Origin of the sequence: Cellulophaga sp. RHA19 (assembly GCF_002813425.1) — a bacterium.
GTDB lineage: Bacteria > Bacteroidota > Bacteroidia > Flavobacteriales > Flavobacteriaceae > Cellulophaga.
Map to the genome: position 1 here is coordinate 3,470,680 of NZ_PHUL01000001.1, position 14,399 is coordinate 3,485,078.

Annotated in this window: 5 protein-coding genes; 3 read left to right on the forward strand and 2 right to left on the reverse strand. The window is 34.6% G+C overall.

The genetic code is table 11. The features are described from left to right. Positions 1–194 precede the first annotated feature (194 nt). From AX016_RS15180 to AX016_RS15190, 3 genes are read left to right on the forward strand one after another with little or no spacing between them, the layout of a single operon-like run. Entirely contained in the window at positions 195–7,289 is a 7,095-nt protein-coding gene (locus AX016_RS15180; protein WP_100896422.1) for an Ig-like domain-containing protein, read from the forward strand. A 9-nt stretch (positions 7,290–7,298) separates the two neighbouring features. Then, on the forward strand, positions 7,299–8,252 hold the full coding sequence (locus AX016_RS15185) for a PorP/SprF family type IX secretion system membrane protein (protein WP_100896423.1): 954 nt from the start codon (positions 7,299–7,301) through the stop codon (positions 8,250–8,252). A 1-nt stretch (position 8,253) separates the two neighbouring features. Then, positions 8,254–10,185 carry an OmpA family protein gene (locus AX016_RS15190; protein WP_100896424.1) on the forward strand — a complete coding sequence of 644 codons (1,932 nt, stop codon included), beginning with the start codon at positions 8,254–8,256 and terminating at the stop codon, positions 10,183–10,185. Positions 10,186–10,246: 61 nt separating this feature from the next. On the opposite strand, the gene AX016_RS15195 is transcribed toward AX016_RS15190, so the two are convergent. Then, on the reverse strand, positions 10,247–10,954 hold the full coding sequence (locus AX016_RS15195; protein WP_100896425.1) for a hypothetical protein: 708 nt from the start codon (positions 10,952–10,954) through the stop codon (positions 10,247–10,249). Further along, positions 10,954–14,292, reverse strand: a complete 3,339-nt coding sequence (locus AX016_RS15200) for an alpha-amylase family glycosyl hydrolase (RefSeq protein ID WP_100896426.1) — start codon at positions 14,290–14,292, stop codon at positions 10,954–10,956. The genes AX016_RS15195 and AX016_RS15200 overlap by 1 nt, the downstream gene beginning before the upstream one ends. Positions 14,293–14,399 lie beyond the last annotated feature (107 nt).

Here is a 14,399-nt window from a genome sequence, read left to right on the forward strand (position 1 = left end):
AAACAAATGTTCATTTTAATTTCTTCAACTACATCTATTCAATTAAAAAAAAGTATCATAAATAAGCTTACGCATACAAAAGCCTAGTATTCACAACATTAATACACTGTTCGGTATTTTTCAATATAAATTAGCTATTTAAATTGAATAACTTTTTTAACCAAACCATTAGTTTATTCATAAGAAACTTTTTTATGATAAAATTGAATCTAATATTATCTCTCACAAACAGAATAAAATTTGCCAAACTATTCACGCTTTTTATTTTCTTATTTGTGTCTCAATTATTTTTTGCGCAAACCTCTGGCGTATGGTCAGATGCTGGTGGGGGAAAATGGACATCTATAAGCTCAGATGGTTTAGTTAGAATTGAGGTAACCGTTACTGGCTACGTAGATATTCTTGGCGGTGATACTATGCTTTGTTCTCCTGATGCTTTTAGTGACCCAACTATTACGGGAACTCCTTCTCTTGCATTAGACATTGATGGCAGTAATGGTACTATCTCATTTGAGTTTTATGACACCAGAACAAATGCATTAGCAGATATACAAAACCCTATTTTACACGTTGATAAAGTTGGAGCAACTGGTGGAATATTTACTAATACTACAGGTGTTTTCTATTTACAAGACGGATACACTTGGAATGAACTAAGCGCTACTGATAGATTAGAAACTGACTCTGTTTTTTTTAGAGGAGAAAATTTATTTGAAATATTAGGAGGAACTGGTGAATGCGCTAATACCGCTGGAGGTAGTTTACAAATAACAGATTTATTAAACACAATAAATATTAATACAAGTTTAGAAAAAAACCCTACTCTAGTAATACCCGCACCTGACAGAGACGAAGTAGAATTTGCTTTTTCTAACCTGGTAATAAACCCTTGTACTTCTGGAGCTATAATTGGTACACCTACAGAGAACGACACAGATGGTGATGGTATAAATAATAGTTGCGATTTAGATGATGATAACGATGGTATTTTAGACACAGAAGAAGGTATTTGTACTCCTGTACAGTCTGGTTCTTGGACAATTGCTGGCACTACTGCTTCTTTTGACTATGGTAACGGAGTTATTGCTAATGTTACTACTACAAACTCTACCAACTTTGTAAGCGGTAATTTTACTAGTCCAGCTCCAAATTTCTGGACAGAAGATTTACAAGGAGATACTTCTCTTGCTGCAACCTATGATAACGGAGTAACAGTTACAGTTGAATTTGTAGATGCTGCCAACAATCCTGTTTTTGTAGATAAACCTACGCTCCATTTAGACCGTATTGGTGGTGACGATGGCACCGATCAGACCTCAGCAGAGATAAGCCTTTTAAACGGTTTAACGTGGTCAGAACTTGCTGGTACATTCGATTTTGTTTCTACTGCAACCACAGTAAAAGATGGCGGTACTGGTTTACCATCAGACGGATATAGTCCAGAAAGTTCTTTAAAAGATAGTGATGGTTCTGCTGCTGGTACGTTACAAATTAATCAAAGGGTATCTACTTTTACATTGCAATTGGCACAGACATCTTCTACAGGAGCTGAGGATGAAATAGAACTTATACTTTTTGCTTGTAAAGACAGAGATTCTGATAACGACGGAATTCCAGATTTATTGGATTTAGATTCTGATAACGATGGTATTTTTGATGTTATTGAAGCCGGACATAAACAACCGCATACAAACGGAATTCTAGGAACAACAGTTAGTGATGATGGTATTTTTGATGCCTTGCAAACTAGTAGTGGTGTTAATAGCGGTAGTGTAGATTATACAATTACCGACTCAGAAGCTACACCAAATGGCACTCCAGATTATTTAGAGCTAGATGCTGATGGTGATGGTTGTAATGACGTTTTAGAAGCAGGATTTACAGATCAAAATAACGACGGAATACTTGGTAATTTACCAACAGTTACTGCAGCTAATGGTACTGTTATTAGTGGTATGGTTGTAGACGGTTATACCACGCCTACCAATACAGATAGTGGTTCTGGAAATACTGACTTTGATTTTCAACAGGTAGGACAAGCGCCAACTATAATTAATACAGCAAACCAACCACAAGATATTTTAACCAATGGCACTAACCCAGAAAATTTTGTAGTTACTGCAACTGGCGAAGCTTTAGCTTATAAATGGCAAGTAGACCGTTTAGATGGTAATGGTTTTGTAGATATAAATGATGCCAACACTGTAGATATTTATACAGGAAGCACAACTAGCACTCTTACATTAACAGGAATAACAGCTAGTTATGATGGTTTTTTATATCAGGTTATTATTAATGATGAAACTTTTTCTTGTGCCACTCTTACTTCTAATAGTGCCACAATTATTTTTGATGATACACCACCAGATGCCCCTATAGTTGTAATTACTGAAGACGTAAATAATGATGGTTTTTTAAATACAAGCGAATCTGTTGGAGATGTTGATGTTACTATTACATTACCTGCAAATGCCGCTGAGAATGATATTTTAACTGTAAACGGTACAAATCAAACATTAACTGCTACAGATATTACAAACGGAGAAATACTTGTAACCTTTACTCCTCCTGCAGAAGATGGCTCTTTAACTGTGACTGCTACTATTACAGATCCTGTAGGTAATACAAGTAATCCTGGGGTAGATACTATCACTGTAAATACTGCTCCAACTTCTGCTCCTACAGTTGTAATTACTGAAGATATTAACGATGATACTATTATAAACAGTACGGAATTGGTGGGAGATATTGATGTTACAATCACTTTACCTGCCGAAGCTGTAGAGAACGATATTTTAACCATAAATGGGACTAATCAGACTTTAACAGCGGCCAACATTACAGCTGGTGTTGTAACTACAAGTTTTGTTAGTCCGGGTGAAGGTAATACAATTACTGTAACTGCATCAATAACTGATACTGCAGGAAATACAAGTACAAACGGAAGCGATTCTGCTACAATAGAAACTGTTGCTACATCTGCCCCTATAGTTGTTATTACTGAAGATGCCAATAATGATGCTATTATAAACAGCACAGAATTGGTGGGTGATATTGATGTTACCATTACGTTACCTGCTGAAGCTGTAGAGAACGACATTTTAACCATAAATGGTACTAACCAAACTTTAACTGCTACAGATATTAGTACTGGTACTGTAACTACTAACTTTGTTAGTCCGGGTGAAGATAACACCATTACTGTTACAGCATCAATTACAGATGTCTCAGGAAATACGAGTCCAGAAGCTAGTGATTCTGCTAAAGTAAATACTACCTCAACTTCTGCTCCTACAGTTGTAATTACTGAAGATATTAATGACGATGCTATTATAAACAGTACAGAATTAGTGGGTGATATTGATATTACTATTACATTACCTGCCGAAGCTGTTGCTGGAGATATTTTAACTATAAACGGTACTAACCAAACTTTAACAGCTACAGATATTACTGCTGGTACTATAACGACTAGTTTTGTTAGTCCGGGTGAAGGTAACACCATTACTGTGACTGCATCAATTACTGATGCTGCAGGAAACACTAGTACAAACGGAAGCGATTCTGCTACAGTGGAAACTGTTGCTACATCGGCTCCTACAGTTGTAATTACTGAAGATGCTAATAATGATGGAATTATAGGTAATTCTGAGCTTTCTGGCAATATTGATGTTACCATTACTTTACCTGCTGAAGCTGTAGAGAACAATATTTTAACCATAAATGGTACCAATCAAACTTTAACTGCCACAGATATTACTGCTGGTACTGTAACTACTAGCTTTGTTAGTCCGGGTGAAGGCAATACTATTACTGTGACTGCATCAATCATTGATACTGCAGGAAATAGAAGTCCAGAGGCTAGTGACTCTGCTATAATTGACACTACAGCAACTTCTGCTCCTTCAGTTGTAATTACTGAAGATATTAATAATGATGCTATTATAAACAGCACGGAATTAGTTGGTGATATTGATGTCATTATTACGTTACCTGCCGAAGCTGTAGAAAACGATATTTTAACCATAAACGGTACTAATCAGACTTTAACTGCTACAGATATTACTGCTGGTACTGTAACTACAAGTTTTGTTAGTCCGGGTGAAGGCAATACAATTACTGTTACTGCATCAATTACTGATGCTGCAGGAAACACTAGTACAAACGGAAGCGATTCTGCTACAATAGAAACTATTGCTACATCGGCTCCTACAGTTGTAATTACTGAAGATGCTAATAATGATGGAATTATAGGTAATTCTGAGCTTTCTGGCAATATTGATGTAACCATTACTTTGCCTGCTGAAGCTGTAGAGAACAATATTTTAACCATAAATGGTACAAACCAAACTTTAACTGCTACAGATATTACTGCTGGTACTGTAACTACTAGCTTTGTTAGTCCGGGTGAAGGCAATACTATTACTGTGACTGCAACTGTTACAGATACCTCAGGAAATATAAGTCCAGAGGGTAGTGATTCTGCTGTAATTGACACTACAGCAACCGCTGCTCCTACAGTTGTAATTACTGAAGATATTAATGATGATGCTATTATAAACAGCACGGAATTAGTTGGTGATATTGATGTCACAATTACATTACCTGCCGAAGCTGTTGCTGGAGATATTTTAACCATAAACGGTACTAATCAGACTTTAACTGCATCAGATATTACTGCTGGTACTGTAACTACAAGTTTTACTAGTCCGGGTGAAGGCAATACAATTACTGTTACTGCATCAATTACTGATGCTGCAGGAAACACTAGTACAAACGGAAGCGATTCTGCTACAATAGATACCACTGCTCCTGTTCCTACTTTAACTATTGATAACGTTACTGCAGACAATGTAGTAAATGCTAGTGAGGCAACATCAACCATAACTATCACGGGTACTGTTGGTGGCGATTTTAATACTGGAGATCTTGTGACTCTTACGATAAATGGAAATTCGTATTTTAATGGTGTAGATGCATCTGGTAATTTTAGCATTCCAGTTAATGGTAGTGATCTTGCCGCAGATGCAGATTTCGTTATAAATGGCGAGGTAAATACCTTAGATTTGGCTGGTAATGTTGGTACTGCTACTAACAATAAACTTTATGATGTAGATACTACTTTGCCTATACCCATTATTACAATAAATAATATTACGGCAGACAATACTATTAACACTACTGAAGCTACAACCACAATAACAGTAATTGGTAATGTTAGTGGAGACTTTTTAACCGGTGATGTGGTTACTTTAGTAGTAAACACTATATCATACACTAATACAGTAGATGCCTTAGGTAATTTTAGTATACCTATTACGGGTTCTGAACTTACTGCAGATGCAGATTTAACCATAAATGGTAGTGTTAACACAACAAGCACAGCAGGAAATACAGGTACAGGAACAACAAACAAAACATACAATGTAGATGTTACTGCTCCTACACCTACCCTAACAATAAATGATGTTACTACAGATAACATTATAAATGCCACAGAATCAACATCAAACATAACTATTACAGGTAGTATTACAGGAGAATTTAATAACGGAGATACAGTTACGCTATTAATAAACGGTGTTTCTACTACAGGTACTGTTAATGCTTCCGGTATTTTTAGCATTACTGTTAATGGTGGAGACCTCCTTGCAGATGCAGATGTAACTATAAATGCTAGCTTGGCTACCACAGATACTGTTGGTAATAGCAATACAATTAATGCAACAAAAATATATGCTTTAGATATTACTGCTCCTACACCAACAATTATTATTGATAATGTAACCGCTGACAATACCATTAATGCTATTGAAGCTTCTGGTAATATAACTGTAACTGGTACTGTTACCGGAGAATTTAACACTGGAGATACGGTTACACTTTTAATAAACGGTATATCTATTACTGGTACTGTTAGCAATACCGGAACGTTCAGTATAATAGTGTCTGGAAATAATTTAGCTTTAGATGCAGATACTACTATAAATGCTAGTTTAACTACTACAGACTCTGCAGGCAATAACAATACAGTTGCTGCTACTAAACTATACAATGTACAAACTGCAACTATTGCTACACCAGTTATTAGTAGCATTAGTATTGATACAAATATTCCTGATGATGCAATTACATCTGACAATACTCTGTCTATTTTTGGAACATCTGAACCAAACAGAATTATAGATATTTATATTGATGGTGTTATAATAGGTACTGCAACTGCTAATGCTACAGGTAATTGGACTTTAGACCACACTGCAACTGTTTTACCAGATGGAAACTATGATATTACTGCAGTAGCAAGCGATACTTTTGGCAACATTAGTTTTTCTTCTACAGTATATCCTATTGTTATAGATACCGTAACTCCTATTGTAAACGATGAAATAACAGATAACCTTACTCCTGTTATTACTGGTACTGGCAGTATAAATGAAACCTTGCTTATTAGTATAGATATTGATGCTGATGGTACACCTGAAGTTACTTATACAGTTATAACAGATGCTGCAGGTAACTTTAGTTTAGATACAAACATGGTTAGTCCAAATAGTGGTGTTTTACCTAATTTAAGTTTCCCTAATACATTAGATATTACGGTTTCTGATACAGCAGGTAATACTAATACAGCTGTTATTTTTATTACAGATGATTTTGATAATGATGGCTTAACAAATGATGATGAAGTTGCACTTGGTACAGACCCTAATGACGCAGATACAGATGATGATGGCGTTACAGACGGACAAGAAGTTACTGATAATACAAATCCTTTGGACGATTGTGATTCTCTTAACGGCACTCCTTTAAACACGTCTGATTGTGATGCAGACGGCTTAACTAATGAAGAAGAAAATACAATAGGAACAGATCCTAACGATGCTGATACAGATAAAGATGGCATTTTGGATGGGCAAGAAGTTGTAGATAATACAGATCCTCTAGATGCTTGTGACTCTATTGGCGGTACACCTCCTTTAGGAGTTGCTTGTGATATAGAAATACAAAATGAAAACATTACGCCTGGTACTGCAGATGGCACATTTGTAATAGTAAACATAGAAGCTTTTCCTGATAATACTGTAGAAATATTTAACAGATGGGGTGTAAAAGTATACAGCACAAAATCTTATGATAACGCATCAAGAGCATTTACAGGTATTTCTAATGGTAGAGCCGTAGTTAAATCTAGTAGTACGTTACCTGCTGGTGTGTATTATTACATAATTAACTATTTAAAAGATGGAGAAGCTAAAACTAAAAATGGCTATTTGTACCTAAATTAATTATAAAAAATGATATCAATATATAAACATAAAAAACACGTATTTAGCCTTATTGGTGTACTGTTATTTGCTTTTGGAGTTAACGCTCAACAAGATGCGCAGTATACACAATATATGTACAATACAATTTCTATAAATCCGGCTTATGCTGGCTCTAGAGGTGCGTTAAGTATAGCCGCATTACACCGCTCACAATGGGTTGGTTTAGATGGTGCGCCTGTTACACAAACTTTTAATATTCACGCTCCAGTTTCTGCAAAATCTGGCTTAGGATTATCTGTTGTTAATGATGAAATTGGTAACGGTACAAACCAAGACACTTACATAGATGCTTTGTATTCTTATACCATTAAAGCATCAGAAAAAGGAAAAATTTCCTTTGGATTAAAAGCTGGTGGTCATTTTTTAAATATAGATCACAACAAACTAAGAGCCAACAACCCTACAGTTGCTGTACCAGACAATGGTGTAGATAAGCAATTTTCTCCAAATTTTGGTGCGGGTATTTATTATCACGAAGATCGGTTTTATGCAGGTTTATCTGTTCCTAATTTTTTAAAGACCAAACATTTTGATGAATCTTCAACAAGCACATCATACATTGCAGAAGAGCAAGTAAACTGGTATTTAATTACAGGTTATGTTTTTAATTTAAATTCTGATTTAAAAATGAAACCAGCCACATTACTTAAAACAACTTCTGGTGCACCGTTACAAGTAGATGTATCTACTACGTTTTTGTACAAAGACAAATTTTCTATGGGTGTTGCTTACAGGTGGGATGCTGCCTTAAGTGCACTTATTGGCATACAAGCAACCCAACGCTTAATGCTTGGTTTGGCTTATGATAAGGAAACTACAGCTTTAGGAGGAACCAATTTTAATGATGGTTCTTTTGAGGTTTTCCTTAGATATGATTTTAAATCTAAGATTAGAAATGCACTAACACCAAGATTCTTTTAATATGAAGATAGATAAAACTATAATTGGTTTGTTTTTGCTTGTAATTGCACAGTTCTCTGCTGTTGCACAGACAAAACAGTTAGCAGAAGCAGACAGACTTTTTAATACTAAAGCCTATGCACTTGCAATAGATGCTTATACTAAAGCAATAGAAAAAGGAGAAACCTCTATAGATATTTATAAAAAATTAGGTGATGCTTATTACCTAAATGCTAACTATAAAGAAGCTGCTAATTGCTATTCAAAATTAATAATGCCAGATCTGAAAAATTCTGATTCTGAATACTTATTTAAATACGCTCAAACGCTAAGGTCTAACGGTAATTATGACCAAGCAGATAAAATAATGCTTCAGTTTAATAAAATTAAACAGCAAGACTTAAGAGCTTCTAAATTTATTGAAAAACTAGATTATTTAGAGAATCTAAAAAACATCAAACAAAAATATACTTTAACTAATTTAGAATCTAACTCTGTAGAGTCTGACTTTGCCCCGTCGTTTTACAAAGACTCATTAGTTTTTTCTAGCGCAAGAGATACCGGTTTTTTAGTAAATAACTTACACGAGTGGAACAATAGGCCTTTTTTAAATTTACATACCGCAAAAAAAGACAGTTTAAATTATGTATACCTTGGCAATTTTGCAAAAGAATTAAACACAAAAACACACGAGTCTTCTTCTACATTTACAAAAGATGGTAAAACAGTATATTTTACAAGAAATAACTCTGAAAACGGTAAGTTTTCTCCAGATAAAAACGGGCTAAGCAGACTTAAAATTTACAAGGCTACATTAGAAAATGGAAAGTGGACAAATGTAACCGAGTTACCTTTTAATAATGATGAGTATTCTGTTGCTAACCCAACCTTAAATTACACAGAAGATAAGCTTTATTTTGCTTCAGATATGCCTGGTACACTTGGTGCTTCAGATATTTTTGTTGTAGCTATTAATAGTGATGGTAGCTTTGGTGAACCACAAAATTTAGGAGCTACAATTAATACCGAAGGCAGAGAAACATTTCCTTTTATTTCTGAATCTGAAACCTTGTATTTTGCTTCAGACGGACATCCTGGTTTAGGTGGTTTAGATATTTTTTACATCAACCTACAACAAGAAAATGCTGAGGTTCGTAATATGGGAAAAGGAGTTAATAGTAGGCAAGATGATTTTTCTTTAATTATAAACGAATCTAAAAATGAAGGTTTTTTAGCATCAAACAGACCAAAAGGTAAAGGAAGTGATGATATTTATAGGTTTATTAGAGAATCTGTAACCAAAGTAATAAAGGGTAAAGTTATAGACAAAGAGACCAATACAATTGTAGCTAATGCTATGGTAACCATTTATGATTATGAGAATAATAATTTAGTAGAAACTGTTAGTGATGAAAATGGTTTTTTTACAACAGAAGTAAATTTACCTGAGAAAAAATATCGTTTTACAGCTAAGAGTGATGGTTATGCAAATGCTGTAAAATATATCTACTCACCTAAAAACAATACTAAAATTGAAGAAGTAGTTTTAGAGTTAGAAAACTCTAAAGAAGCAACTGCTGTAGGTTCTGACTTATCAAATTACTTAAAACTAAAATCTATTTATTTTGATACAAATAGTTCTTATTTACGAGTAGAATCTTATCCAGATTTAGACAAAGTTGCAAACTATATGCTAGAGAACCCTACGGTTGTAATAGAAGTTGGCTCGCATACAGATAGCACAGAGAGTGATACCTACAACCTGTGGTTATCTAAAAGAAGAGCAAAATCTACTGTAAAATATCTTGTATCTAAAGGTGTAGACCAAAGTAGAATTACGGGTATTGGTTTTGGAGAATCTCAACTACTTAATAAGTGTAAAAACGGTGTAAAATGTTCTAATGAAGAACACGCTGTAAACAGAAGGTCTGAGTTTATTATTATTACCAAATAAACAAAAAAAGCCAGAAATACTTCTATTTCTGGCCAAACAAAAAAACTTACTAACATCTGGTTTAATTAACTTTAAACTCAAATATTTGTGAATTAGAACTGTTATTCTCTTGGTCTGTTGTAACAACTTGCCAATAATACACAGTTCCAGAACTTACAGAACTCTCTAAAAAAGCATCTGTAGTTGTACCTATACTTGTTGCTGGCGGTGATGTTGTAGCTAAAAACACTTCATAATCTTTAATGTCATTATCTACATCTGCTCCGTGCCAATGCAATGTAATTTTGTTGTTAGATGCAGATACCGTTTCTCCTATCTCTGGAGATATTGCTTCTGCCATAAAAGGTGCATAATTTACAATTCCGTCTCCTGCTAAATAAAATTTCCAAACATCACTCTCTGCAGTTTCTGTAGTTGTGTTAGATGTAGAAACTACGTACCAAGAATACGGTTCCCCTTTTGTTAAGGTAATTGTTGTTGTTTCTGCTGTTGCCGTAAATGTATTAATTTGCTCTGTAGTCAAATTTTTAACAACAACATTGTAACCATTTGCATTAGTTGCTCCTTGCCACGTAAATGCTACCGAAGCCTGGGTGTTATTTATAGTTGTACCTGTTAAGCAAACCTCGTCATTAGCTGGCAAACTTAATGTAGATGCTGTTGGAGCAAAAACTTCTGGTTCTGCCGGACTATCATCACCTCCGCCACCGCAACTAGATAAAATTACTGCAGCTATAAATCCGTATATTTTTAAATACTTTGTATGCATTACTTAATAATTTTAAATGTTTTGTTTATTGTTTTTCCTTTTACCACAACAACATACTTACCTGTTTTTAAGCTCGTAGTTTGTATCGCTATTTCTCTATTAGCATCAATACTTTTAGTATCCGTTAGTAATTGTCTTCCTGTAAAATCAAACAAAGAAACAGTTACACTGGTATCCTTACCTGCACAGTAAACCGTTAAATTTGTTACAACAGGATTAGGAAAAAAGCGTACTTCCTCAGATACAAAAACTTCTTCGGTAAACTTACCTTGACAATCTATACCCGTTTGGGCAGATATCCTGTTCATTCCTGGTTGCAACTGTAAATCAATATGTTTATCACTAGTTTCATACGTAATTCCATTTAAGGTTACAAAGTAGACCTCAGCCCCCTTTAAGGATAAACTCACGCTTTTTGAAGATCTATCTATTTTAGAAGAAACCGATAAATCTTCAGGCTCAGTAATAACCAGTGTAAAACATTGCTCGTAATCTGTTTCACCCTCAATAGTAAAACAAACTGTATATGTACCGGCACTTAAATCTTCTAAAACTAGCTCTGCTGTAAAGTTTTCCTGTACAGAAAAACTATTAGGTCCAGATACTGTTGCCGTGTAATTTAAATTTTCTGCCGTAGTAATATTAATTTTGCCGTTGTTAGCATCTTTACAAGTTTCGCTAACAGTAGCAATTTGGTAATTTGTAGCGGGTAATGTAAACAGACTACAACCGGTAACAGTTACAGTAGTGCCAACAGGAGTGTTAGGACATGCGTCATTAGCATTTACAACACCATCACTATCCAAATCATTAGGATCTACAAAAGGTTTATCTGCATAAATTATGAACTCACCTGCTTCTAAATTTATGCCTGTAGTGGTTGCAGTTACTTCTAGCGGTGTGTTTTTACTTAAAAGATTATACCAAGTACCAGTTTCCTGAAAATCTGCAATTATACTTTGCGCAGACATTCCAAAATTACCTAAAACAACTATATGCTTTATTTGGTCTACTGTTGCACTCTCTAGCGTTAAATGTATTTTCTTTAAACCGTTTGTGTTAGATGCATCAATAGTAAAATTAGAGGTGCTAAATACTTCTGCATTTTTCTTTAAATTGATAATCTTGCTCCAACTATTGTAAACTGCTTTTCTATTAGGATTATCTGCATACTCCCACAGTATTGGCTTATTCCCTACTCGGCCATTTTCATCAATAGAAATATCATACCCTAATTCTCCAAACTGCCATATCATTTTAGGTCCAGGAACTGTAAAGAAAAAAGCTCCTGCTGTTTGCAAACGCTCTAAAGATGTATTTAAGTTTTTAGTAGAGTAATTACCTTCTTCGTTACCAAAATTTAAACTCTTATAAAGCAATCGTTCCTCATCGTGACTCTCCATAAAAGATACTGCAGAAGCTTGCTTAAATCCTTTTTGAGCATAAGAAACTTCAGAAAAATTAGATTTCCCAGCTGTATTGTAGCCCATTAAAGCCTCGTTGTAAGCCTCCGTTTGTTTGTTCCAAAGTAAAATACCTTTGCCTTCTGCTACTCTATAATCTGCCCATTGCTCTTCTTCTGTTATACCACCTAGATGCTCAAAAATGATATAAAAATCATCATTTACAGCCCATTGGTCATCTGCATATTGTTTTAAAACATCTACTCTGTCTTGCTGGTATGCGTTGGTACAAGCATCATCGCTTTCTGCACAATTTTGAGTAAACCCTTTTGTTAAATCCCACCTAAATCCGTCTAAATTATATTCATTAATCCAATATTGAGCAGTACGTTTAACGTAGTCTTGTGTTGCCGTAGATTGATGATTATAATCGTTAAAAACGCTATAAGAGTGCTTTGCTTCCTGGTTAAAAAATGGATTATCTGCAGTAGCTTTTCCTCCTAAGCCACCATTACTATCATTCCAAAGCCTAAAATATGGGTTTTGACCACTAGCGTGATTGTAAACTACATCCAAAATTACAGCTATACCTCTGCTATGGCATTCATCAATTAAACTTTTAAAAGCATCTTTTGTACCGTAATATTTGTCTAATGCCATATGAAAAGATGGATTATATCCCCAGCTTTCATTACCATCAAACTCACTCACAGGCATAAGTTCTATAGCATTTACTCCTAACTTTTGTATATAGTCTAACCTGTTTTCTAAAGCTTCAAAAGAATGCAAAGCATCAAAATCTCTAAGCAATACCTCATAAACTACTAGGTCTGTTTTGTCTGGTGCAACAAAATTTGTTGTTTCCCAGTTATAATCTGTATCACCAGTACGCAAAACAGTTACAGCCTCAGTTGTCAAATTTGTTGGGTAAGCAGGTAAATTAGGATAAGTAACCTCATCTATAAATTGATCTGAATATGGGTCTAAAACTAAAGTAGAATAAGGATCTGCCACATTAATTTCAAAATTCACCAAATACTGATACATATGGTTGGTTTGCGGTGTTAAACCTGTTAACTCTACCCAAAACCTATCTGATGCACTATCTTTTTTCATAAGATAGTTATTGTCTATTTGCCAGTTATTAAAATCGCCAATAACGTGCACAAAATCTTTTAAAGGAGCATATAAAACCAGTGTTGCTTTTGTAGCGTCTACTGGGTCTAAATTAATACCGTCTAACATACCAGCAGGTACTGGAGCTTCTTCTACCGTTGGTGAAACTACAGCATTAAATAGTGCCGACTTAGTTTCAGTATCTTTTGTAACTTCTAAACTAAAGTTACTATTTTCTGTTACAGCATAGCTATAACTATAGTCTGTAATTGCTGTTTGCGTGTCTACTATTATATTGTTTGCCTTTAAAACAAACGTTGCACTTATTGAAGAAGTAGCAACAACGGATATACTCTCGCCAGAATTTAAAACAGTTGTAGTTTTTGCTGGTGAATTAAGGTTAAATTGAAATGTGCCAACATTAAAAATATAGTCTTGCGCTTTTTTATCACCATCCCCATTTTTTGCTTTAATAAGTATTCCTATTTGTCCAATATTAGTTCTATTAAAAAAACTAGAGGGAGTTAAGGTAAAGCTATAAGTACCATCACCATTGGCTGTAAGTTTTTGGTTTTCATTAGAGTTTGTCCAGCTACCATTAGTAGGAGAATCTTGAGAGTTTTCACCGTCTGCATCTAAGGACCAAGCCCAAAGATATGCATCAGAAACACCCCAAGCAGATACATCTAAATTAGATACTGTAATGGTAATTTCATCGTTCTCACCAAAAGCTTCTGGAGAAACTGAATAGGTTATGTTTTGCTGTTGTGCAAAACAATAACCACTTATTAAAATAATAAATATTAAACACTTTTTCATAAGGTTCAAATTATGTGGTTGATTATTAAATATTAATTATAAAAAATAAGGCTGATTACAAATTATAATCAGCCTTAAAAACTAAAACTTAACTACTTACTCAGCAA